General features: G+C 70.2%; 21 protein-coding genes and 1 other RNA gene. 11 read left to right on the plus strand and 11 right to left on the minus strand.

All coding sequences use genetic code 11. The annotated features are described in order from the left end of the window. Nucleotides 1-7 precede the first annotated feature (7 nt). Nucleotides 8-1,483 (minus strand): sodium:solute symporter family protein, encoded by a 1,476-nt coding sequence (locus AC07Q9_RS27665; RefSeq protein ID WP_062482049.1) that lies wholly within the window; start codon nt 1,481-1,483, stop codon nt 8-10. After that, nucleotides 1,480-1,698 carry a DUF3311 domain-containing protein gene (locus tag AC07Q9_RS27670; RefSeq protein WP_095948148.1) on the minus strand — a complete coding sequence of 73 codons (219 nt, stop codon included), beginning with the start codon at nt 1,696-1,698 and terminating at the stop codon, nt 1,480-1,482. Before AC07Q9_RS27670 ends, AC07Q9_RS27665 begins: the two co-directional genes overlap by 4 nt. Nucleotides 1,699-1,865: 167 nt before the next feature. Between AC07Q9_RS27670 and AC07Q9_RS27675 the strand changes: the two genes are divergently transcribed. The 3 genes from AC07Q9_RS27675 (at nt 1,866) to AC07Q9_RS27685 (ending at nt 4,547) form a co-directional block, all read left to right on the plus strand. Further along, nucleotides 1,866-2,639: a GntR family transcriptional regulator gene (locus AC07Q9_RS27675; RefSeq protein WP_495312497.1), complete on the plus strand. Its 774-nt coding sequence runs from the start codon at nt 1,866-1,868 to the stop codon at nt 2,637-2,639. Nucleotides 2,640-2,718: 79 nt separating this feature from the next. After that, nucleotides 2,719-3,666, plus strand: a complete 948-nt coding sequence (locus tag AC07Q9_RS27680; protein ID WP_495312498.1) for a DMT family transporter — start codon at nt 2,719-2,721, stop codon at nt 3,664-3,666. 50 nt (nt 3,667-3,716) lie between these two features. After that, nucleotides 3,717-4,547: a TorF family putative porin gene (locus tag AC07Q9_RS27685; RefSeq protein WP_495312499.1), complete on the plus strand. Its 831-nt coding sequence runs from the start codon at nt 3,717-3,719 to the stop codon at nt 4,545-4,547. On the opposite strand, the gene AC07Q9_RS27690 is transcribed toward AC07Q9_RS27685, so the two are convergent. Continuing rightward, complete coding sequence (locus tag AC07Q9_RS27690; protein ID WP_095743580.1) at nt 4,548-5,552, minus strand: Bug family tripartite tricarboxylate transporter substrate binding protein; 1,005 nt, start codon at nt 5,550-5,552, stop codon at nt 4,548-4,550. A gap of 110 nt (nt 5,553-5,662) precedes the next feature. On the opposite strand from AC07Q9_RS27690, the gene AC07Q9_RS27695 reads away from it, so the two are divergent. The 3 genes from AC07Q9_RS27695 to AC07Q9_RS27705 all read left to right on the plus strand — a co-directional run bounded on the left by AC07Q9_RS27695 (nt 5,663) and on the right by AC07Q9_RS27705 (nt 8,734). Further along, on the plus strand, nt 5,663-7,345 hold the full coding sequence (locus AC07Q9_RS27695; RefSeq protein ID WP_495312500.1) for an MBL fold metallo-hydrolase: 1,683 nt from the start codon (nt 5,663-5,665) through the stop codon (nt 7,343-7,345). After that, the gene (locus AC07Q9_RS27700; RefSeq protein ID WP_495312501.1) at nt 7,342-8,070 is read left to right on the plus strand and encodes an RNA pseudouridine synthase; all 729 of its coding nucleotides are present in this window, start codon (nt 7,342-7,344) and stop codon (nt 8,068-8,070) included. The genes AC07Q9_RS27695 and AC07Q9_RS27700 overlap by 4 nt, the downstream gene beginning before the upstream one ends. Before the next feature lie 85 nt (nt 8,071-8,155). Then, nucleotides 8,156-8,734, plus strand: coding sequence for a hypothetical protein (locus tag AC07Q9_RS27705; protein ID WP_495301550.1), 579 nt, complete (start codon nt 8,156-8,158; stop codon nt 8,732-8,734). On the opposite strand, the gene AC07Q9_RS27710 is transcribed toward AC07Q9_RS27705, so the two are convergent. The 8 genes from AC07Q9_RS27710 to norR all read right to left on the minus strand — a co-directional run bounded on the left by AC07Q9_RS27710 (nt 8,724) and on the right by norR (nt 17,321). Continuing rightward, nucleotides 8,724-9,938 (minus strand): multidrug effflux MFS transporter, encoded by a 1,215-nt coding sequence (locus AC07Q9_RS27710; protein ID WP_495312502.1) that lies wholly within the window; start codon nt 9,936-9,938, stop codon nt 8,724-8,726. The two genes, AC07Q9_RS27705 and AC07Q9_RS27710, sit on opposite strands and share 11 nt — an antisense overlap. After that, nucleotides 9,935-11,425 carry an efflux transporter outer membrane subunit gene (locus AC07Q9_RS27715; RefSeq protein WP_495312503.1) on the minus strand — a complete coding sequence of 497 codons (1,491 nt, stop codon included), beginning with the start codon at nt 11,423-11,425 and terminating at the stop codon, nt 9,935-9,937. Before AC07Q9_RS27715 ends, AC07Q9_RS27710 begins: the two co-directional genes overlap by 4 nt. Next, complete coding sequence (locus AC07Q9_RS27720) at nt 11,422-12,345, minus strand: efflux RND transporter periplasmic adaptor subunit (protein ID WP_495312504.1); 924 nt, start codon at nt 12,343-12,345, stop codon at nt 11,422-11,424. The genes AC07Q9_RS27715 and AC07Q9_RS27720 overlap by 4 nt, the downstream gene beginning before the upstream one ends. A gap of 25 nt (nt 12,346-12,370) precedes the next feature. Then, entirely contained in the window at nt 12,371-12,577 is a 207-nt protein-coding gene (locus AC07Q9_RS27725) for a DUF1656 domain-containing protein (RefSeq protein ID WP_099795029.1), read from the minus strand. Next, entirely contained in the window at nt 12,574-14,688 is a 2,115-nt protein-coding gene (locus AC07Q9_RS27730; protein ID WP_495312505.1) for an FUSC family protein, read from the minus strand. Before AC07Q9_RS27730 ends, AC07Q9_RS27725 begins: the two co-directional genes overlap by 4 nt. Beyond that, entirely contained in the window at nt 14,689-15,147 is a 459-nt protein-coding gene (locus tag AC07Q9_RS27735) for a MarR family winged helix-turn-helix transcriptional regulator (protein WP_139701559.1), read from the minus strand. It lies immediately after the preceding gene. 159 nt (nt 15,148-15,306) lie between these two features. Continuing rightward, nucleotides 15,307-15,675, minus strand: an RNA gene (gene rnpB / locus AC07Q9_RS27740) — RNase P RNA component class A. A 59-nt stretch (nt 15,676-15,734) separates the two neighbouring features. Continuing rightward, a complete protein-coding gene (norR, locus tag AC07Q9_RS27745) occupies nt 15,735-17,321 on the minus strand; it encodes a nitric oxide reductase transcriptional regulator NorR (RefSeq protein WP_495312506.1) in 1,587 nt (528 codons plus the stop codon). A gap of 135 nt (nt 17,322-17,456) precedes the next feature. On the opposite strand from norR, the gene hmpA reads away from it, so the two are divergent. From hmpA to AC07Q9_RS27770, 5 genes are all read left to right on the plus strand, one after another. Further along, on the plus strand, nt 17,457-18,641 hold the full coding sequence (gene hmpA / locus AC07Q9_RS27750) for an NO-inducible flavohemoprotein (protein ID WP_495312507.1): 1,185 nt from the start codon (nt 17,457-17,459) through the stop codon (nt 18,639-18,641). 114 nt (nt 18,642-18,755) lie between these two features. Beyond that, the gene (gene cysK / locus AC07Q9_RS27755; protein WP_492741037.1) at nt 18,756-19,676 is read left to right on the plus strand and encodes a cysteine synthase A; all 921 of its coding nucleotides are present in this window, start codon (nt 18,756-18,758) and stop codon (nt 19,674-19,676) included. Nucleotides 19,677-19,828: 152 nt separating this feature from the next. Further along, a complete protein-coding gene (locus tag AC07Q9_RS27760) occupies nt 19,829-21,454 on the plus strand; it encodes an NAD(P)/FAD-dependent oxidoreductase (RefSeq protein ID WP_495312508.1) in 1,626 nt (541 codons plus the stop codon). A 2-nt stretch (nt 21,455-21,456) separates the two neighbouring features. After that, entirely contained in the window at nt 21,457-22,005 is a 549-nt protein-coding gene (locus AC07Q9_RS27765; RefSeq protein WP_495312509.1) for a VUT family protein, read from the plus strand. A gap of 110 nt (nt 22,006-22,115) precedes the next feature. Beyond that, nucleotides 22,116-23,117, plus strand: a complete 1,002-nt coding sequence (locus tag AC07Q9_RS27770; protein WP_495312510.1) for a ProQ/FinO family protein — start codon at nt 22,116-22,118, stop codon at nt 23,115-23,117. Nucleotides 23,118-23,553 lie beyond the last annotated feature (436 nt).

Consider the following 23,553-nt stretch of genomic DNA (forward strand, 5'->3'; position numbering starts at 1 on the left):
AGACCGGTCAGGCGGGTTGCGCCGCCACGGTGCGCGGCAGCACGCGCGGCGTGACGAGCGCCACCGCCACGAAGACCAGCGCGTTGACCGCCAGCGCCACCAGCCCGGTGTTGAGCGACTTGAAGACCACGGGCGCCGCCGGGAACAGCGTGCCCAGGTTCGCGCCGGTGGTCATCGTGAAGGCCAGCACCGCACCGCCCGCGAGGATGCCCGCAAAGGCCGCGTGCTTGCTGCCGAAGGGTTTCTTCATGAGGCTGAACAGCAGCGAGGGAAGCAGTTGCGTGAGCAGGCTCGACGCGAAGATGGCCACGGCCACGATGGTGGTGCCGCCGCGCAGCACGAAGTACACGGCCACCAGCGCGAACAGGGGCAGCACGCCGCGCGCCACGCGCGAGACCTGCTTGTCGGTGGCATGGGGCGCGAAGCCTTCCTTGTAGACGTTCTTGCCGATCACGGTGGAGGCCGTGAGCAGGATCATCGAGCCCGGCACCAGCGCGGTGAGCACGCCCGTGCCGCCGATCACGCCCACGAACCACGGGTCGAAGGTGTGCTTCACGAGGCCGAACAGGGCCAAGTCGACCTCGGAGCCCTTGAGCCCCGGCACCTGCAGGATGGCCGCGAAGCCCACCAGGAACAGGAAGGCGATGACCACCTGGTACAGCGGCATCAGGATGGTGTTGCGGCGCACCGCGCTCGCGCTGCGCGCGGCGTACACCGAGGTGAGGTTGAACGGGTACAGGTAGTAGCCCAGCGCCGTGAGCAGGATGGTCGAGTTGTACCAGGTGAGGTTCAGGCCCTCTTTCGGAAACTCGAAGAAGCTGGGGTTGGCCGCGTGGATGGCGCTGAACATCGGCGTGACGCCGCCGTAGTAGTGCCACGGCAGGTACACGCCCAGGAACACGGCGAGCACGAGGATCAGGATGTCCTTCACGATGGCGATGCTGGCCGAGCCGTGGATGCCCGAGAACAGGATGTAGCTGACCATCACGACGGTGCCGATCCAGATCGCCACCTGCGGCGCGATGGAGCCGTACGAGGCCTCCGACACGATGATGCCCAGCCCGCGCAGCTGGATGGTGAGCAGCGCCACCATGCCCATGAGCGCGACCACCGACACCAGCACGCCGAGCGGTCGGCTGTCGTACTTGTGGGCGAAGAAGTCGGAGAACGACACCAGCTTGTGCGCGGTGGCGTAGCGCCAGATGGCGGGCAGCATCCAGAAGGCCATGAGGTAGGCCAGGCCGCCGTAGGCCAGGATGTAGAAGGCCGGCGAGCCCTTGCTGTACGACCAGCCGCTGGCGCCCAGGAAGGTGAAGGTCGAGAACGACTCGCCCGCCATGAGCAGGAACACCATGATCGTGCCCAGCCCGCGCCCGCCCAGCGCCCATTGCTCCAGGCTCATGGTGCGCCCGCGCCGCGCGAGCACGGCCAGGCCGAGGGCGCCGGCCACGAAGAGCGCGATCACGCCGAGTGCGGCGTTCATCGCGCGTCTCCTGCGGCCTGCGCGTCTTGCGCATCGAGGTCGCCCTCGGCGCGGTCGATGACCACCATGATGAGCGAGGTCAGCACCAGCCAGCTCACGTTCCAGACCATCAGGAAGGGCATGCCGAGCACGAAGGTGGGCGCGACGGACGACAGCCATCCCCCGCTGAAGAAGGCGGCGACCGGCAGCAGGGCCAGCCATTTGGCGAGTTTCATGGGATGTCTCTGTGTGTTCGGGTGGTTGGAAATTTGATCTTCTTTTGGTCAACCATTTTATATATTTTGGTTAACCAAACGGCGCGAATGGTACGGAGCCGGGCGGGCCGCGTCAATCCGGGGGCTTTCCCGGAGGTGGCGGGGTGCAGGCAATAATCCGCAGGCCCATGCCTGCCGCCACCCGCCGATCCGCCGCGCCCGCCCCTTCCGCTGAACCAGCCGAACCCGCTTCCGTCGATGACGCGAACGTGGACGAGCGCGTCTACGCCGCCGTGTCCAAGGCACTGCTCAGCGGCAAGCTGCGCCCCGGCACGCCGCTGCGCGAGCGCGCGCTGGCCGAGGCGCTGGGCTGCACGCGCGGCGCGGTGCGCAAGGTGCTGGCGCGGCTGGGCTCCGAAAAGCGGCTGGTGCTGGAGCACAACCGCGGCGCCTTCGTGCCCAACCCGTCGATCGACGACATGCGCGGCATCTACCGCGCGCGCCGCATCGTGGAGGCCGGGCTGGTCGCCACGCTGTTCGGCCGGCTGGCGCGCGAGCAGGTGGCCACGCTGCGCAAGCACGTGCAGGCGGAGCAGAAGGCGTTCAAGGAAGGCCGGCGCGAGGACGCGATCCGCCTGGCCGGCGACTTCCACCTGCTGCTGGCGCAGATGGCCGGCAGCGACGAGCTGCTGTCGTACATCCGGCGGCTGATTGCGAACACCGAGCTGTACAAGGCGCTGTACGACTCGGCCGAAGCCGCGAGCTGCGCGCCGCGCGAGCACGAACAGATCATCGAAGCGCTCATGGGCGACTCGCTCGACGCCGCGCTGGCCGTGGCGCTGGAGCACCTGGACGAGCTGGAGCAGCGCGTGATCGCGGGGGCGGCAGCGGAGCAGGAAGTCGACCTGGCGGCGCTGCTGAACGGCGCTGCGCCGGCGCGAAGCCACGGGCACGATCACTGAGGCTTCGCGCCCACGTTTCGCCCACATTTCGTCCACCAGCGAAGTGTCGAGGGGCCGGTCTCGCGAAGATCGGCGCACCATGCCAACGACCCCGCTCGCCGCTTCAGTCCAACCCCACACCCCTGCCCTTGAATGGGCGCTGCTCGCGGTGCTCGCGACCTGCTGGGGCGCCTCGTACACCTTCATCAAGATCGGCGTGGCGACGATCCCGCCGGTCACGCTGATCGCGGCACGCACCCTGATCGCGGGGTTGCTGCTGCTCGCGGTGCTGCGCGTGCGCGGCGTGCGCTTGCCCAAAGACGGCGCGACATGGCGGCGCTTCGCGCTGCAGGCTGGCCTGAACAGCGTGCTGCCGTTCACGCTGATCGCCTGGGCCGAGCGCAGCGTGGATGCGGGGCTGGCGACCATCCTCAACTCGACCTCACCGATCTTCATCTTCCTGCTGGGCTGGGGCCTGGGCGGCGCGGGCAAGCCCACGCTGCAGCGGCTCTTCGGCGTGGGCGCGGGGCTGGCGGGCATCTGCCTGATCGTGGGTTTCGAGGCGCTGCAGGGGCTGGGGCATTCGCTGCTGGCGCAGCTGGCGCTGGTGGTGGCCGCCGTCTGCTACGGCTGCGCCGCGATGTTCGGCCGCGTGTTCAAGGGCCTGGACCCGATGGTGCCCGCGGCCGGCTCGCTGTTGAGCGGCGCGGCCCTGCTCGTGCCCGCGAGCCTGGCGATCGACAGGCCCTGGACGCTCGCCCCCTCCACCGCCTCGATGCTCGCCGTGCTGGCGCTGGCGGTGCTCTCCACGGCGCTGGCCTTCACGATCTACTTCCGGCTCATCAAGACGCTGGGGCCGATGTCGACCTCGGCGCAGGCCTACCTGCGCGTGCCCATCGGCGTGACGATCGGCGTGGTGTACCTGGGCGAGACGCTGGCGGCCACCGCGTGGGTCGGGCTGGCCTGCGTGGTGGTGGGCGTGGTCGCGATGACGATGCCCGACACACAACTTTTGCGCCGGGGCCTTCGTTTTTTACGCGGCTTTTAGACCCGCGCTTCTACGCTGCCGGCTCCTCCATCCGTTAGCGAATTCTTTCGATGAAACACCTCCTTCGCACCGCCTTGCCGGTGCTCGTTCTTCCCACCCTGTTCGCCCTGCCGATGCTCGCCAACGCGCAGCTCACGGGCAACGTGGCGCTGACCACGAACTACAAGTTCCGCGGCCAGGACCAGGACATGCTCGGCAAGAACGACTACGCCAAGACCAAGGGCTTCAAGCCCGCCATCCAGGGCGGCTTCGACTACGCCTTCGGCGACAGCGGCTTCTACATCGGCAACTGGAACTCCAGCGTCAACTGGCTCAAGGGCAACAGCCTGGAGAGCGACCTGTACGGTGGCTACAAGTTCAAGGCCGGCCCGCTCGACATGGACGTGGGCGCCCTCACCTACCTGTACCCGGGCAATTCGACGGGCAACACGACGGAGCTGTACGCCAGCGCGAGCTACACCGACGCCACGCTCGGCTCGTTCACGCTGAAGTACTCGCACACGGTGTCGAAGGACTACTTCGGTTATGCCGGTGCCAAGACCGGCTCGGGCCGCACGGGCCGCAACACCGGCTACCTGAACTTGGCCTACAGCAAGGAGATCGTGCCCAAGGTCACGCTGAAGGCGGCCGTGGGCTACACGAACATGTCGAGCGACATCCGCAGCCTGGGCTACCGGAGCTACGTGGACTACAACGTCGGCGCGACCTACGACTTCGGCAGCGGCCTCACGCTGACCGGCTCGGTGCAGGGCGCGAACAAGAAGAGTTCGTACGTTTCAGTGGCCAATCCGGGCATCGACTACGGTTTCGGCACCGTCGGCCAGACGACCTACTCGCCGAACAAGGCGCGCTTCATCCTGACGCTGACGAAGACCTTGTGATCAGTCGATGCTGATGTTCGCCGCCTTGGCGACCTCGGCCCACTTCACGCGGTTGGCGTGCACGGTCTTCTTGAACTGGGCGGGCGACTCGATGCGCACCGTGTTGCCCTGGCTCTCGAAGCGCTCGCGGATCTCGGGCTGCTCGAGCACGGTCTTCACGGCGGCGTTGAGCTTGTCGACGATGTGCGCGTCGGTGCCCTTGGGCGCGAAGATGCCGAACCAGATGGCGCTGTCGAAGCCCTTGGTGCCCGGCAGGCCGCTGGAGGCGATGGTCGGCACCTCCTTCACGGCCGGCACCGCCGTGGCGGTGGTCACGCCCAGCAGGCGCACCTTGCCGGCCTTGTAGTGCGGCAGCACGGTCTGCACCTGGTTCATGATGCAGCAGGTCTCGCCGCGCACCACCGAGGTGATGGCCTCGGGGCCGCCCTTGTAGGGCACGTGGACCATGTTCAGGCCCAGGCGCGAGTTGAACTCGGCAAAGGCCATGTGCGTGCCCGCGCCGTTGCCGGTGGAGGCGTAGTTGTACTTGCCGGGGTTGGCCTTCACCAGCTCGACGAACTCCTTGAGCGTGCGCACGTTGATCACGTCGGGGTTGATGGTGAGCACGTTCGACACGTCGAGCACGGGCGCCACGGGCACGAAGTCGGCCTCGACGTCAAAGGGCAGCTTCTTGTACAGCGCCGCGTTGCTGCCGTGCGTGGCGGCGGTGCCGAACGAGAGCGTGTAGCCGTCGGGCTTGGCATGGGCGACGTACTCGCTGGCGATGTTGCCGGCGGCGCCCGACTTGTAGTCGATGATCACGGGCTTGCCGAGCTGGCGCGACAGCGGCTCCTGGATGGCGCGGGCCACCACGTCGACGCCCGAGCCGGCCGGGAAGCCCATGATCAGTGTGACGGGTTGTTGCGGCCAGTCGGGCTGGGCCAGCGCCAGGGTCGATGCGGCAGCGGTGCAGAGCAAGGCGCCAGCGGCCAGCAGGGCGCGACGCGGGAAGGGAGAATGGGCCATGTCGGTCTTTCTTCGAGGCGGACGGTGCAGGCGCCGATTGTGGCGCGCGGCTGATATCTGTTTGCACATGTGCTTATGCACCGCGCCCCTTGCCTCTCCATAATCGCTCCATGGTCCGCCCCACACAACAACTCCACACCCATCGCGAACCGGTGCCCGTGCGCGCCGCCGCCACCGTCCTGCTGCTGCGCGACACCGACGCCGGCCTGGAGGTCCTCATGACCCGCCGCTCGGCCACCGCGAGCTTCGCGCCCGGTGCCTACGTCTTTCCGGGGGGCCACATCGACGCGGCCGACGCCGCTGCCGCGCGCATCGCGGCACGCCGCGCCACGCAGAGCGACACGCAGCACACGCAGGCCATCGCCGCGATCCGCGAGGCTTTCGAAGAACTCGGCATCCTGCTGGCCCGCCACGCCGACGGCCGCGCGGTGAGCGCCGGCGAGGTCGCCGCCATGGACCGCAACGCCACCGCCGGCACTGCCTTCGCCGACCAGTGCGCCGCACGCGGCCTGGTGCTGTCGGCCGACGAGGTCTTCACCTTCGCGCACTGGATCACCGACCGCGACCTGCCCAAGCGCTTCGACGTGCCCTTCCTGGTGGCGCGCATGCCCGAGGGCCAGGAGCCCACGGCCGACGAGAGCGAGCAGTTCGAGCCCTGCTGGGTGCGCCCGGCCGACGCGCTGGCGCGCCACGAGGCCGGCAGCTTCTTCATGATCTTCCCGACCATCCGCACGCTGCAGCGCATGGCGGCCTACGCGACGGTCGATGCGGTGCTCGCGGCCTGCGCGCCCGGGGCCGACGGCCAGGAGAAGCCGCTGTGGACCAGCTGCCCGCGCGCCGGCCTGCTCAAGGGCGAGGACGCGCGCTACATGGAACACGAGTCGCCCTTCGGCGAGCTCGCGCTGGTGTGCCCCGACGGCCAGATCGCGCACGCGCTCGACTGGCAGAGCACGCAGCCCGTGGCGCTGCTGAAGAACGTGCAGCGCCTCACCGCGCCGAACCCCAGCGCCATGACCGGCCCGGGCACCAACACGTACCTCGTGGGCGACGCGGCCACCGGCTACCTCGTGATCGACCCGGGCCCCAACGACGCCACGCACCTGGCGCGGCTCGTGGAGGCCACGCAGGGCGACATCCGCCTGATCGTCTGCACGCACTCGCACGCCGACCACTCACCGGGCGCCGCGCCGCTGCAGGCGCTGTGCGCCGCCGAGCGCAAGCCGCCGATCCTCGGCCTGTCGTCCGCGCCCACGGCGCGCGCCACCGCGCGCTTCAGCGCCGAGCGCGAGCTGGCCGACGGCGAACGGCTGGTGCTCTCGGGCACCGCGCCCGACGGCACGCCGCTCGTGCACACGCTGCGCGCCATCCACACGCCCGGCCATGCGGCCAACCACCTGTGCCTGGTGCTCGAAGAAGACGGCTTGCTGTTCTCGGGCGACCACATCCTCAACGGCAGCACGACGGTGGTCGATCCGCCGGACGGCGACATGACGGCCTACCTCGATTCGCTCGACAAGCTCGACGCGGCCTGCGCGGCCGGCGGCATCGACTTCATCCTGCCGGCGCACGGCTACGTGATCGGCTTTGCGCGCACGGCCATCGCGCACCTGAAGGCGCACCGCCTCAAGCGCGAGGCCAAGATCGCCGCCGCGATGCAGCGGCTGCCCGACGGCACGCCCGAGCAGTGGCTGCCGCTTGCCTACGACGACGTGCCCGAGCGCATGTGGCCGGTGGCGGCGCGTTCGCTGGCGGCGCACGTGGCGCGCATCCGTCAACTGGCCGACGCGCGATGAACCGCTCGAACCGCCCCTCTGCACCCGACGACGAAGGCGTGCGCCTGGCCAAGCGCGTGGCCGCGCTGGCCCAGGTGTCGCGCCGCGAGGCCGAGCTGCTGATCGAAAACGGCGCCGTGAGTGTCGACGGCGTACCCGCCCTGCTGCCGCAGTCGCGTGTGCAGGCGCACCAGCAGGTCGAGATCGCCGCCGGTGCGCGGCCCGAGCCGATCGTGCCGGTGACGATGGTGCTCTACAAGCCCGCCGGCATGCCGACCGACAACGCCCACCAGCTGCTGGTGGCCGCCAACCACCACGAGCCCGAGCGCGAGGGCCAGCGTTTCCTGCCGGCGCATGCGCGCGGGCAGCGCTGCATGACGCCGCTCGAAACCGGCGCCAGCGGCCTCGTGGCCTACACGCAGGAATGGCGCATCGAGCGCAAACTGCAGGAAGACGCGGGCATCCTCGAACACGAAGTGATGGTCGACGTGGCCGGCCCGGTGAGCCCCGAGGTGCTGGCGCGGCTGGAGCGTTCGCCCGCGCGCGTGAGCATCGGCCGGCAGTCGCCCGACCAGACCGGCCTGCGCTTTGCCCTGAAGGGCGCGCGGCCCGGGCAGATCGCGCACATCTGCGACGGCGTGAACCTGCGCATCGTCGCCATGCGGCGCCTGCGCGTGGGCCGCGTCTCGCTGGCCGGGCTGCAGCCGGGCCAGTGGCGCTACCTGGCGCCGCACGAGCGTTTTTGAAAGCGGCTTGAGGACGACGAGGCAGCACCGCAAACTGCCACCTGAAGACAGCGGCCCCGCGCCGCACACGGGAGATACCAGCACCATGAAGTTCGGCACACCGATCCGCACCCTGGCCTGCACCCTGCCCCTGACGCTGCTGGCGGGCTGCAGCTACCTCACGGCCCTGCTGTTCCCCGACGCGCCGGTCGGTTCGCCGACCGCCGCGACGGCCACCCCGCCTGCATCGCCGCCCACGGTGGTCTCGAAGGACGGCCTCGCGCCGATCACCGCGGTGCAGGTGGACCGCATCCGCGAAGCCGTCGGCGGCAAGCCCCCGAGCCCCGCGGTGGGCAAGGTGGTGGAGAGCGCGTCGTCAACCATCGAATCCTTCCTGCGCACCGAAGGCTGCATCACGGCGCGCAACGGCGCGGTGCTCAACCCCTTCGCGGCGCCCGGCCGGCTGTTCGACGGCACGGGCTTCCAGGGCGGGCCGATGGCCGAGATGCAGTACCACGACAAGACCGCCTGCGTGACGGTGCAGCGCATCCAGAACTGGAAGCTGGTGTCGCCCCGGCTGCTGCGCTTCGACGTGGTCTATGTGGGCGACGACGGCGAGGAGCGCGCCATCAAGCGCCACGAACTCATGCGCCAGCCCAAGGGCGGCTGGCTGTTCACGCGCTGAGCGTGGTGGCCGCCGCGGCCTGCGCGCGCAGGCCGACGCCGAACGACAGCTGGGCCACGATGCCCGCCCCGGCCAGCACGGCCGCCGCCGCGAGCGCGGGGTTGGCATGGCCCAGGCCCGCGAGCGCGGTGCACAGCGCACCGATTGCCATCTGCGTGGCGCCGTACAGCCCCGAGGCCGAACCGATGACCTTCGGATTGACGCCGATCGCCAGCGTCAGCGCGGCCGGCGAGGCCATGCCGGCGCCCACCGTGAAGAGGAACATGCTCGCGACGATCAGCGGCACCGAGAGCTGCCCCGCGAGCGCCGCGCCCAGCAGCACGAAGGCGGCGACCACGCTCAGCGCGTTGGAACGCACCATGAGCCGGTCGAGCCGCACGCGCGAGATCAGCCGGCTCGTGAGAAAGCTGCCGAGCCACACGCCCGACACGAGGATCGCCAGGTAGATGCCCGCCTCGTGCGCGGGCCGGTGCAGCTGGTCCACGAAGATGAAGGGCGCCGAGGCGATGAAGGCGTACATCGACGTGGTGGCGCAACCGCCGCCGACCGAGAAGCCGACAAACGCGCGCGAGCCCACGAGCTGCCGGTAGTTGCGTGCGAGCGCGGCACCGTCGAGCGCCGCGCCCGGTGAGCCGGTCTCGGGCAGCAGGCGCCAGGCGAAGAGAAAGCCGACAACGCCGAGCGTGAAGAGCGCGTAGAAGATCGAGCGCCAGCCCAGCGCGGTGGCCAGCGCGCCGCCGACGAGCGGCGCCACGCTCGGGCCCACGGCCACCATGAGGTTCATGAGTGCGAGGCGGCGCGTGGCCTCCTGCGGCTCGGCCGTGTCGCGCACGATGCTGCGGCCCAGCACGAGCCCCGCGCAGCCGCCCACGGCCTGGAACAGGCGCGCGGCGATCAGCGCATGCACATCGGGCGCCACGGCCGCGGCCAGGCCCGACACGGCATAGATCGCGAGCCCCGCCAGCAGCACCGGCCGCCGACCGAAGCGGTCGGCCAGCGGTCCGTACACCAGCTGCCCGGCGGCCAGGCCGAGGATGTACAGGCTCACCGTCATCTGCATCGCGCCCATGCCGGCGCCGAGGTTCTTCGCGGCGATGGGCAGCGCGGGCACGAAGACGTGCATCGCCAACGTGCCGCTGAAGGTGACGAGCGCGAGCAGCCAGAGCGGCGCGTGCCGCGGGCGTGGCGGCAAGGATTCGGTCATCGGACCGTCGGGGTGGGCTTGCTTTGCTGGCCCTGATTGACTTGAGCGAGCGCGTCGTCCGCCGGTTCCCAGCCGCCGCCGAGCGCCATGAACAGCACGACCTGGTCGTCGGCCAGTTGCGCGTCGCTGGCGGCCAAGGCGGCGTCGGCACCGGCCAGTGCGCGTTCGGCGTCGAGCGCGTCGAGGTAGGCGGTGCGGCCGTTGCGGTACAGCTGGCGCGCCTGCGCGGCGACCTTGGCGCTTTCGTCGCGCGAGGCCTGCAGGGCGGCGCGGCGGTCGAGCTCGCGGGCGTAGGTGCCGAGCGCGGTCTCGGTCTCGCGCAACGCCGTCAGCACGGTGCCGTCGAACTTGGCGAGCGCGGCGCGCGTGCCGGCCTCGGCCTGCGCGATGCGGGCCTGCGCGGCGCCGGTGTTGGGCACGGTCCACGAGATCAGCGGGCCCACGCTCCAAGCCAGCGTGTCCTGGCGGCCGAAGCCGGTGGCATGGCCGGCCGACGAGCCCGACAGGCCCAGCGTGACCTTCGGATAGAGGTCGGCCGTGGCCACGCCGACGCGCGCGGTGGAGGCAGCGAGGCTGCGCTCGGCCTGGCGGATGTCGGGCCGGCGGCGCAGCAGCGCGGCGCCGTCGCCCACCGGCAGGGCACCGGCCACGCGCGGCGGCGTGGTGCAGTCGGCCACCTCGCGCGGAAAGTCTTGCGGCAGTGCGCCGGTGAGCGTGGCCAGGCGGTAGAGCGCGCCCTGGCGCTGGGCCTTCAGCGGCGGCAGCGCGGCGTCGAGCTGCGCGAGCTGGGCGCGCGCGCGGCCGGCGTCGATGGCGCCGGCGCGGCCCGCGCGTTGCAGGCGCTCGGTGACGTTCACGGCGTCTTGTTGCAGCGCGACCGACTTCTGCGCGATCTGCAGCCGCAGGCCGGCCGAGCAGGCTTCGGCGTAGGCGCGCGCGGTGCCGGCCGCGACGTTCACGCGCACGAGGTCGAGCGCGGCTTCGGCGGCCTGGCTGCTGGCGGCCGAGGCCTCGATGGCGCGGCGGATCTGGCCGAACAGGTCGACCTGGTACGACAGCGACGCGCCCGCGCTGTAGTTGAAGGTGTTCGGCGGCTCGTAGCCCTTTTGCAGCAGCGACAGGCCCGAGACGTGGCCGAACGAGGGCCCGGCGTTCACGCCGATCGTGGGGTACTTGGCGCCGGCCACTTCGGTTTCGATGGCGCGTTCGCGCTCGAGGTTGGCGACGGCCTGGCGCAGGTCGGTGTTGTGCGCGAGGGCCTGGGTGACGAGCCGGTCGAGCAGCGGGTCGTGGTACAGGCGCCACCAGTGCGCGGGCAGCGGCGCGGCGTTGGCCGGTGCTTCGGCGAACGGCTTCGCGGCAGCGGGCTGGCTGGCCAGCGCCTCGGGCGGCTGCCGGTAGTCGGGGCCGACCGCCGCGCAGGCCGCGAGCCCGGCCGCGACCGCGAGCGAAGCCATGCGAAAGGCGAAGCGGGTCATGGCGGTCATCCCTTCTTCGGTGCGGCGGCAGCGTGGGCCGCGTCGTGTTCGAGGACCTGCACGGTGACCGTCTGGCCGGCCACGAGGCGCGCGCCCTCGGGCAATGGGTCGAGCTTCACGCGCACCGGGATGCGCTGCGCCAGCCGCACCCAGTTGAAGGTCGGGTTCACGCTGGGCAGCAGGTTGGCGCTGGTGGAGCGGTCGCGGTCGGCGATGCCGGCGGCCACGCTGTCGACCGCGCCTTCGAGCACCGCGCCGCCGCCCATCGGCGTCACGCGCACGCGGTCGCCCAGGTGGATGCGCGGCAGCTTGGTTTCTTCGAAGTAGCCCTCGACGTAGAACGACTGCGCATCGACCAGCGCGAGCACCGGCCGGCCGGCGGCGGCGTAGCTGCCCTGGCGCAGGTCGAGGTTGGTGACGAGGCCGTCGGCCGGCGCGCGCACTTCGGCGCGCTGCAGGTTCAGGCGCGCCGAATCGAGCGCCACCTCGGCCTGCGCGACGGCGGCCTGGGCCTGCTCGACGCGGGCGCGGGTCTGTTCGCGCGACTCCTTCGACACCAGCTCGTCGAGCCCCGTGTTGCGCGCGTTCTCGCGCTGGGCCTGGGCGCTCACGGCGCGCTGCGCGGCGAGCGCGGCCTGCGCCTGGCGCACGGCGAGGTCGTAGCGCGCACGGTCCACCTCGAACAGCAGCGTGCCAGCGGCGACCGATTGGTTGTCGCGGATCGGCACGGCGGTGACGAGGCCCGACACGTCGGGCGCGATCTGGACCACGTTGGCGCGCACGCGGCCGTCGCGCGTCCACGGCGCGAGCTCGTAGTGGTCCCACAGGCGAAAGCCCGCCCAGACGGCGGCGGCCACCACGGCCACGGTGAGGAGAACGCGCAGCAGGCTCTGGGCCCGGGGGTTGTCTGCGAAGGGGTTGGCTTTCATGGGAATCTCTGTGTGGTTTGCGTTGTCATTGCAGGTGCGCCGTGAGGCGGCTCAGGCCGTACAGCAGCAGCAGGTACAGCGCCATGTCGAACAGCGCCGGGTGCCACACCCAGCGGTACAGGCCGGTGGCGGCGAGCAGCCGGCGCACGCCCCACAGGGCGAGCAGCGCGGCGGCGGCCAGCAGCATGAGCCAGGGCACGTAGAGCCCGTAGAAACTGGCTTCGCCGATCATGCGGAAGCTCCTTGCGGTGAAGAGGACACGGACACAGCCGCGAGCGAAGGCGGCGCGTCGGGGAACAGGTTGCGGCGCAGGCCGACCAGCGCGGTGACGGCGGCGCGCGACGCGGTGGAGCTGTCGCGCGCAGCGAGCACCGCCGCCAGCGCTTCATCGATCTGCGGCAGCAGCGCCGTCGGTCGCGGCGCCATGCGGCCTTCGCCGCGCTGGCGGAAGAAGCGCGCGATGCCGCCGAGCAGCGCGGCCGAGGTGGCCATCGGCAACTGGGCGCGCACGCGCTGCAGCACGGCGATGTCGGCGCCCATGCGCAGGTCGCGCAGCGCGTCGTTGGCGGCCACGCCCTCGACGGTGCCGCCGGCCTGCGCGATGCGCGGCGCCAGCAGGCCGATGCGGTCGAGCATGCGCACGGCATAAGCGTCGCTCTGTGCGTACTGCGGCTGGGAGGAAGCGGCCATGTCGCCGAGCTCGCGCCAGGTGGCGCGCTGGATGCGGCGCGCGCTCCAGTCGGCGCCCACCGAGCGCACCAGCCGCGTGACGCGCGCTGCGACCAGCACGCCGACGACCTGGCCGATCATGCTGTTGATGAAGCTCACGAGGTCGGCGCTGGCGGTGTCGTGCATCGCGAGCGTGCCCGACACGCCGAAGACCAGCGCCATCGCGGCCATGAAGTGCGTCGGGCGCGGCAGGTACAGGCCCAGCAGCAGGAAGAGCGGCGCGCAGATCACGACCAGCATGCCGAAGTCCTGCACCGTGGGCATGAGCACGAGCACGTAGACGGCCGAGATGGGAATGGACCACAGCGTCCACTTCAGGAAGCCGTGGATCGCCGGCACCGGGTCGTCCATGGTCGCGAAGAAGCAGCAGAAGACCGCAGCCATCATGGTGGCGGCCGAGCCCGTGGGCCAGCCCGTGAGGATCCAGAACGCGCCGCACAGGCAGATGGCGATGACGGCCGCGAGCGCGGAGAGCAGCGCCATGCCGTGGTCGCGGTGCATCGCGCGCTGGCCGAGCGCGGCCGTGCGGCGCAGCGGCGCGCCGCCCTTCAGGCCTTCGTCGATGTCGCGGCGCAGCTGGGCGCAGGCGGTCCAGCCGTCGACCAGTTCTTCGAGCCGCCCCGCGAGGCCGATGCGCAGCGCGCGGGCCCAGGGCGTGAGCCCCGTGTCCTGCGCGCTGCCCAGCGCGGCGATCGCCTGGCGCAGCGCCTGCAGGCGGGCCGACGCGTCGACGGCCGGATCGCGTTCGTCGCGCAGCCACTGCGCGGCCAGCGCGAGCACGGTGGTGACGTCCGGCGCGAGGCGGCCTTCGGCCTGCGCCAGCGCCTGCAGCCGGTCTTCGACGGCCGACAGCGCGGGCGTGAGCGCCGCCACGCGGTCCTGCATGGCGCGGATCGCGCCGGCGGTCCAGCGCAGGTGCGTGGTGTCGAAGGGCACGTGGGTCGAGAGCAGGCGCAGCTGCGTGATGTCGCCCGCGAGGCGGCGGCGGTCGTCGTCCAGGCGCTTCGGGTCGGCGTCCTTGGGGGTGCTGCGGTCGCCGGGCTGGAACAGGTCGCCGAGCCACTGGCGCGCGTCTTTCAGCGTGCGGTCGAGCAGGCCCAGCACGGTGGGCGCGAGCCCCGCGGGCAGCACGAGGCTGTGGACCAGCGTGGCGCAGAAGATGCCCAGGCCGATCTCTTCCACGCGCGCCACGGCGGTGTCGAACAGCACGAGCGGCGTCTGCACCGACGGAAAACCGATCAGCGCCGCCGTGTAGCCCGCGAGCATGAAGACGTACGAGCGCGGCGTGCGGTCGAGCAGCGAGATGTACAGGCACAGCCCGACCCACAGCGCGAGCACCAGCGTGAGCAGCTCGGGCGCGTTGGACAGCGCGGGCACCATGAGCACGGTGGCGACGCTGCCGATGAGCGTGCCGCAGAAGCGGAACATCGCCTTGGAGCGCACGGCGCCGGCCAGCGGATGGGCGACGACGTAGGTGGTCATGAGCGCCCAGAACGGGCGCGGCAGGCCGGCGCGGCTGGCCAGGTACATCGCCAGCATCGCGGCGGCGAAGCTCTTGACGGAAAAGAGAACTTCCGCGCGGGTGAAGCGCGGCAGGGCCATCGACAGTGCCATTTACTGGCCGCGCCCTTCCTGCTGCAGGCTCTGCATGCCGGCGGCACTGCGGCCGAGCTTGGCCTCGAGCGCGCCGAAGACGCGCAGGGTGGCGGCGATGTCCTCGTCGGGAATGCCTTCGAACAGCGCGGCGCGCATCTGGCGCAGCGCCGCCTCGATGGGCTCGCAGACGGCCCGGCCGGCGGGCGTGAGGTGCAGCGTCTTGGCGCGGCGGTCGGCCGGGTCTTCGCGGCGCTCGACAAAACCGGCCTCGACCAGCTGGTCGAGCGAGCGCACCAGCGAGGGCCCTTCGATGCCCAGCGCCTCGGCCACCGTGCCCTGGCGCACGCCGTCTTCCATGCGCCCGAGCACCACGACCGGCCAGGCCAGCGTCTGCGACAGGCCCACATGCGCCACCGCCTTGTCGGCCGCCGCGCGGTAGCCGCGCTGGAGCACCGACAGCGAGGTGCCGAGCCGCATCAGCGCGTGCTCGCGCAACGGGGAGATGGGTTCGGTATCGGCCACGGCGTTATCAATTAGTTAGCTTGCTAACAATTGTACGGGTTTCTACCGAGTCTTGCACGCGACGGCGCACGTCACCGGCACGCGACCCAAGGAAAAAGGGGGAGAGAAAGAAAAGTGTGAAGCTCGCCGATAAGCCGGATTCTGTGCACCGGAGCCCTCTTGCGAAGACCCCGGCGTGACCGCCATTACTCTGGGCCGTTTGTCGCCAAACGGCTCGATGCCACCTACCCGCCAGCTCAGCGGAACCACCTCGATACTGGCCTACTTGGTGTTGCTGCGCGCAGAGATTGCCCGTTTCACCCGAACTGAATCGGCTCGTCTCTGTTGCTCTGATCCTCACCTCACGGTGGAGAGTCGTTAACTCCTGCGCTGTCCTGTGCAGTCCGGACGTTCCTCCAGTGCGATCTTTCGACCCGATGCTGTTGCCCGAAGGCAGAGCATCGTCCCTTTCGGGCTTGCACCAGCGGCGGTCTGGCGTGCTTCACCGCTCGATTATCGCCCGCCCCGTCAATGACCCTTCAAGCGACGCCGCGCGCCGGTCGTCAGCCGGGCGTTTCGCTGTCGCCGGCCTGCATCAGGCCCAGCTTGCGCAGCGTTCGATGGAAGTTGCTGCGGTCGATGCCGGCCTCGCGCGCGGCGCTGGCCACGCGACCGCCGTGGCGGGCGAGCAGTTCCGAGAGCCAGGCCCGCTGGAAGGCTTCGGTCGCCTCGCGCAGCGTGCCGCCCGCGATGGCAGGCCCCGCATGTTCATTCGCCGGGGCCTGCGCGGGCGCTGCCATGGCGCTTCCCACGACGGCAGCGCTGTCCAGCGCCAGGTGATGCGGTTCGATGGCCGTCCAGCGCGAGCCGCGCGGCTGCTCCCTGAACGCCCGCAGCGAGGCGCGGCTGATCACATGCTCGAGCTCGCGCACATTGCCCGGCCAGCCGTGCGCCAGCATGGCGGCCTTCGACGCCGGCGAGAGCCGCAGGTTGCGCGCGCCCAGCCGGTGCTGGTTCTCCTCGAGAAAGCTGCCGGCCAGCACGAGCACGTCGCGCCCCCGTTCGCGCAGCGGCGCGACGACGAGCGGATAGACCGACAGCCGGTGGTACAGGTCGGCGCGAAAACGCCCCTGCGCGATCGCCGCGGGCAGGTCGCGGTTGGTGGCCGCGATCACGCGCACGTCGACCTTGCGCATGCGGTCGCTGCCGGGGCGCTGCACCTCGCCGCTTTGCAGCACGCGCAGCAGCTTGGCCTGCACGCTCAGCGGCAGCTCGCCGACCTCGTCGAGAAAGAGCGTGCCGCCGTCGGCGATCTCGAACTTGCCGTCGCGGTCCTGCACGGCGCCGGTGAACGCGCCGCGCTTGTGGCCGAAGAGCTCGCTGTCGGCCAGCGACTCGGGCAGCGCCGCGCAGTTGACCTGCACGAGCGGCTGCTCGCTGCGGCGCGAGCGCGCGTGCAGGCGCTGCGCGACCAGGTCCTTGCCGACGCCGGTTTCGCCGAGCAGCAGCACCGTGAGGTCGGACACGGCGACGGTGTCGATCTCGTGGCACAGCTGCTTCATCGCCGGGCTGCTGCCCAGCAGCTCGCGCGGGGCGCCACGCCCTGCGCGCAGGGCCTGCGCGACGGCCTGCTCGCGCATCGCGCGCGCCTGCATCTCGCGGATCGTGTGGGCGGCCTCGATGCCGGTTTCGACGAGCGCGACCAGTGCCTCCATCTGCGCCGGGCCCACGGCGTCGAAGGCGTGTGGCTCCAGCGCATCCAGCGTGAGCAGCCCCCAGACGGCGCCGCGCAGGCGCAGCGGCGCGCCCATGCAGTCGTGCACCGGCAGGATGCCCGGCTGGCCGGCAACGAGGCCGTCGTACGGGTCGGGCAGGTTGCTGTCGTGGGCGAAACGCAGGCCCCGTTCGCTGGCGAGCAGGCGCGCAAAACGCGGATGGGCGGCGACGGGAAACTGGCGCCCGAGGGTCTCATCGCTCAGGCCGTCGACCGCGACGGGCTTCAGCACGTCGACGTCGAGCTGCAGCAGCGCGGCGGCATCGCAGCGGACCAGTCCGCGCGCGGCGGCGAGCAGCGACCGGTAGCGGGCAGCCTCGGCTTCGGGCTCGGGCGGCGGGGCCTCGGTGGTCGAATCGACACGCAATGTGGTCATAAATACAACCTTGAATTTGTTGTGAATTTGACCACGCCTGATAAATCCCCAATGGCGTCAAGCACTTGCAGCGGCCTTCCGGCTGGCACGGATCGTGAGAAGACAAAGGCATCTCAACAGAAGAAGCGTCAGACCATGAACCCGCAAACCATCGCCATCGTCAAGTCCACCGTGCCCGCGCTTCAGGCCCACGGCGAGGCCATCACCAGCCACTTCTACAAGATCATGTTCGAGGGCCATCCGCAGGTGAAGGCCTTCTTCAACGAAGCGCACCAAGCCGCCGGCACGCAGGCGCGCGCGCTGGCGGGCGCGGTCATCGCGTACGGCGCACACATCGACCGACTCGAAGCGATCGCCGGCGCCCTGCCCCGCATCATCCAGAAGCACGCCGCGCTGGGCGTGCTGCCGGAGCACTACCCGATCGTCGGCCACTACCTGCTGCGCGCCGTGAAGGAGGTGCTCGGCGATGCCGCGACCGACGAGGTGATCGCCGCCTGGGGCGAAGCCTACGAATCGCTGGCGGGCCTGCTCATCGCCGCGGAAGAAGCCGTCTACAGCGCCAACGCGGCGCAACCCGGTGGATGGCGCGGCACGCGCGAATTCCGCGTGGCCCGGCGCGAGGACGAAAGCGAGGTCATCACCTCGTTCTACCTGGAGCCCGTGGACGGCGGCGCGCTGCTGGCGTTCTCGCCGGGGCAATACCTCACGCTGGTGCTGGAGATCGACGGCCAGCCGGTGCGGCGCAACTACTCGCTGTCCGACGCGCCGGGCAAGCCGTGGTACCGCATCAGCGTGAAGAAGGAAGAAGGCGGTCGCGCCTCGAACTGGCTGCACGAGGCCGCCGCGGTCGGCACGCGGCTGCAGGCGCAGGCACCGTGCGGCGACTTCGTGCTGCAGCCCGCGGGCGAGCAGACCCGTCCGCTGGTGCTGGTGACGGGCGGCGTGGGCATCACGCCCGCCATGAGCATGCTCGAGTCGATGGCCCACACGGGCCGGCCGGTGCACTTCGTCCATGCGGCGCGGCACGGCGGCGCGCATGCCTTCCGCGCCCGCGTGGACGCGCTGGCGCAGCGGCATGCGAACGTGAAGCCGCTGTATGTCTACGACGCGCCGCGCGAGAGCGACACGCCGCATGCGACCGGCTTCGTCACCCGCGAGCTGCTGGCCGGGCTGTTGCCGGAAGACCGCGATGTCGACCTGTACTTTCTCGGGCCGAAGCCCTTCATGCAGGCGGTGTATGCGAACGGGCTGGCGCTCGGCGTGCCGAAGCAGCAGCTTCGCTACGAGTTCTTCGGGCCGTTGGAAGCCCTGGAGGCCTGAACCGCAACGGCCTGCCATCCCTCGGGCTGAAACGGTCGCGGGCCGGGTGCAACCCGGCCCAGGGGGCGCCACAATGCGCGCTGACCATCCGACCCTCGCACCCAAGGAGATTCCATGAAGGCCCAGAACATCCTCCAGACCATCGGCAACACGCCGCACATCCGCATCAACCGCCTGTTCGGCCATGCGAAGCAGCAGGTCTGGATCAAGTCGGAGCGCGCCAACCCCGGCGGCTCGATCAAGGACCGCATCGCGCTCGCGATGGTGGAAGACGCCGAGAAGAGCGGCGCGCTCAAGCCCGGCGGCACCATCGTCGAGCCCACCTCGGGCAACACCGGCATCGGCCTGGCGATGGTCGCGGCCGTCAAGGGCTACAAGCTGATCCTGGTGATGCCCGACAGCATGTCGGTGGAGCGCCGCCGCCTCATGCTGGCCTACGGCGCCACCTTCGACCTCACGCCGCGCGCCAACGGCATGAAGGGCTCCATCGCCCGCGCCGAGGAAATCGTGGCCGGCACGCCGGGCGCGTGGATGCCGCAGCAGTTCAACAACCCCGCCAACGTCGACGTGCACGTGCGCACCACGGCCGAAGAGATCGCGGCCGACTTTCCCGAGGGCATCGACGTGCTCATCACCGGCGTGGGCACGGGCGGCCACATCACCGGCGTGGCGAAGGTGCTCAAGAAGAAGTGGCCCAAGCTGCAGGTGTTCGCGGTGGAGCCCGTGGCCTCGCCCGTGATCTCGGGCGGCGCGCCGGCGCCCCACCCCATCCAGGGCATCGGCGCGGGCTTCATTCCGAAGAACCTGGACACCTCGCTGCTCGACGGCGTGCTGCAGGTCGACGCCGAACCCGCGCGCGAAATGGCGCGCCGCTGCGCGGTCGAGGAAGGCATCCTGGTCGGCATCTCGTCGGGCGCGACGCTCGCGGCCATCGCGCAGAAGCTGCCCTCGCTGGCACCCGATGCGGTGGTGCTGGGCTTCAACTACGACACCGGCGAGCGCTACCTCTCGGTCGAGGGCTTCCTGCCCGCGTAATCTGGCTCGCCCCCAGGCTACGCGCACTTCGTGTCGCTTCTCCAACCCCCTACCGGGGGCAACACCAGCGGCCCGGCAAAGCCGGTTCCGCGGTGTTCCACGCATGGCGACGTTAAAATGCCCGGCTGCTTGATAACCACAAGCCCCACGACATGCTGCGAATCTCCGAACTCAAACTCCCGCTCGACCACGCCCCAGAGGCGCTGGTCACCCTGATCGCCCGAACGCTCGACGTTCCGACCGAAGCGATCGCCTCCCACACCGTCTACAAGCGCAGCTTCGACGCCCGCAAGGTCGACCTGCTCACGGTCTACATCTGCGACGTGCAGCTGGCCGACGCCGCGCTCGAATCCGCGCTGCTGGCCAAGCACGCCAGCCACCCGCACATCCAGCCCGCGCCCGACATGCGCTACACGCCGCCGGGCCAGGCACCTGGGGACGCCACGCGCCCGGTGGTGATCGGCTTCGGCCCCTGCGGCATCTTCGCGGCGCTGATGCTCGCGAAGATGGGCTTCAAGCCCATCGTGCTCGAACGCGGCAAGACCGTGCGCCAGCGCACCCGCGACACCTGGGGCCTGTGGCGCAAGAGCGTGCTCAACCCCGAGTCGAACGTGCAGTTCGGCGAAGGCGGTGCCGGCACCTTCTCGGACGGCAAGCTCTACAGCCAGATCAAGGACCCGCGCTTCCTCGGCCGCAAGGTGATGGAAGAGTTCGTGAAGGCCGGCGCGCCACCCGAAATTTTGTACGTCGCGCATCCGCACATCGGCACCTTCAAGCTGGTGAAGGTGGTGGAGAACATCCGCGAGCAGATCGTCGCGCTCGGCGGCGAGATCCGCTTCGAGCAGCGCGTGACCGACGTGCACATCGAAGACGGTCACCTGCGTGGTCTCACGGTGCTGGACCAGACCACCGGCACCAGCAGCGAGCTGCGCGCCGACCACGTCGTGATGGCGCTGGGCCACAGCTCGCGCGACACCTTCGAGATGCTGCACGCCCGCGGCGTGCACATCGAGGCCAAGCCCTTCTCCATCGGCTTCCGCGTGGAGCACCCGCAGGGCCTCATCGACCGCGCCCGCTGGGGCCGCCACGCGGGCCACCCGCTGCTCGGCGCGGCCGACTACAAGCTGGTGCACCACGCCAGCAACGGCCGCTCGGTCTACAGCTTCTGCATGTGCCCCGGCGGCACCGTGGTCGCGGCCACCAGCGAGCCGGGCCGCGTGGTCACCAACGGCATGAGCCAGTACTCGCGCAACGAGCGCAACGCCAACGCGGGCATCGTGGTGGGCATCGACCCAAAGGACTTCCCCGGCGATGCGCTGGCTGGCATCGCGCTGCAGCGCCAGCTCGAAAGCAACGCCTACGTGCTCGGCGGCAGCAACTACCACGCACCCGGCCAGCTGGTGGGCGACTTCATCGCCGGCAAGCCGTCGACCGCGCTCGGCAGCATCATCCCGTCGTACAAGCCCGGCGTGACACCGACCGACCTGCACCAGGCCCTGCCCGCCTACGCCATCGAGGCGATGCGCGAAGCCTTCCCGGCCTTCGGTCGCAAGATCAAGGGCTTCGACACGCACGACGCCGTGCTCACCGGCGTGGAAACGCGCACCTCGTCGCCCATCCGCATCACGCGCGGCGACGACTTCCAGAGCCTCAACGTGCGCGGCCTCTACCCGGCCGGCGAAGGCGCGAGCTACGCGGGCGGCATCCTGTCGGCCGGCGTGGACGGCATCAAGGTGGCCGAGGCCGTGGCGCGCAGCGTGCTCGGCAGCGCGGTTTGACGATGCACTTCCACCGTCCCACCGCCGGCCAGCTGGCCGTCGCCACGCTGGCGATGGCCGCCGTGGTGCTCGCGTCCAACATCCTGGTGCAGTTCGCCATCAACGACTGGCTCACCTGGGGCGCCTTCACCTACCCGGTGGCCTACCTCGTGAGCGACCTCGTCAACCGGCGCTTCGGCCCCGGCATGGCGCGTCGCGTGGCCTGGGTCGGCTTCGCGGTCGCCGTGGCGGTGTCGCTGCTGCTCGCACCGGCGCGCATCGCCGCCGCCTCGGGCCTGGCCTTCATCGCCTCGCAGCTGCTCGACATCCGCGTGTTCGACCGCCTGCGCCGGGGCCTGTGGTGGCGCGCGCCGCTGGTGGCCACGGTGATCGCGGCCGTGCTCGACAGCATCGTCTTCTGGGGCATCGCCTTTGCGGGCACCGACGGCCCCTGGCTCACCTGGGCGCTCGGCGACCTGGGCGTGAAGCTCGGTGTCGGCGTGCTGATGCTGCTGCCGTTCCGGCTGCTGATCGGGCGACAGGTCCCCGACCGAGGCGCTGCACGCGCATGACGATCCGCCCTGACAATACCCGCAGGATGTTCCGGCCGCGCTGACCGCGCGGGACCGGTTGTTCTTTTTCTTCCCTTTCCATCCCTCGCGCCCATCGCCGAGCCTTCCGTATGACCGACGCATCCACCGCCGCCCCGAACACGAACTCGCGCAACGCACGGCGCCAGCGCCCGGACATGGCCGAGCAGCTGCAGCAGCTGAAGGCCGGCGCGGGCAGCACCGACGCAGGCGCTGACGCGTCGGCGTCGCAGCCCGCCCCCGCACAACAGCAGCAGCAACAACGCCCGCCGCGCGCGAAGCAACAGCGCCCGCATGGGCAGCAGCAGCCGCAGCAAGGGCGCAAGCCGCGCGGACAGCAGCCGCAACAACAGCAGCCCGAAGCCCAACGCGCACCGCGCAAGGTCAACCCCCTGCTCGAGCGCCTGTTCGCGCTGTATCCGCAGCTCTTCGGCGCACGCTTCGTGCCGCTGAAGCTCGGCGTGTACGAAGAGCTGATCGCACGCCATCCCGAAGACTTCAAGGCCGAAGACCTGAAGATCGCGATGGGCCAGCATGCGCGCTCCACGCGCTACCTCGAGAGCGTGGCCGCCGGCCATGCGCGCCATGACCTCGACGGCAACGCGCTCGACCCGGTTGCGCCCGAGCACGTGCACCACGCCATCCTCGAGCTGCACCGCCGCCGCTCGCACCGCAACCCCGGCGAAGACCTGCGTCCGCAGCTGGTGACGCGCATCGCCAAGGCCATCGAAGCCTCGGGCCTCGACCACGAGGCGTATGCCGTGCTGGTGCGCTCGCGCGACGCCAACAACAACGCCGTCGTCGACGAAGCCCTGGCCGAACTCGCCCAGCAGGCCGCCAAGCGCGAAGCCCTGCTGCGCGCCTTCGAAGCCAGCGGCCGCAGCGAACAGGAATTCGCCGACATGTACGGCATGAAGCCCGGCGACGTGACGCGCACGCTGCAGCGCGTGCGGGACGACAAGAAGCGGGCCGAGGCCGCAGCCGCTGCCGCAGCGGTGGCCGCTGAAGCGGCAGCAGCCACAGCGCCCGAAGTGCAGGCGGCGCCCGACGCAGAAGCCGCCCCGGCCGCTCCCGAAGCACCCGCCGCGGACTGACGCAAAACGTCCGCCCCAACCGGCCTTATCTAGCTGATGCAAAAATCCAATTAAATCAACAGCTTAAAGGATCTGGCAATGTTGATTCGACGCAACGTGGAGAGGCTTAAGCCATCCGCGTTGGTCTGCTGCTGGCTTGCTCGAAGCGCCCTCGTAGGCGTCGCTAATTCAAGCCTGACGCTTGGCATAAGGTTCGATCCCCATCCCGACTAAATTAGCTGAACATTGATCCACGTTTTTCATTTCAATTGATCCATCCAATGCCTTCATTCGTGGGGCGAAAAGCTCGAATGCAGGGTCAAGCGATCATGAAAAATTGGACACTTTTTGGCTCAAAATTGGATGAAAAACACGCCCCGTGTTGATTGCCGCCGAAAATTGACCCAGCTAACGCAGTAATTTCCGTCTAAGACTGACCCACGTAAAACCCTACCCT

It is taken from the genome of Variovorax sp. GW821-FHT09A10, assembly GCF_059418385.1.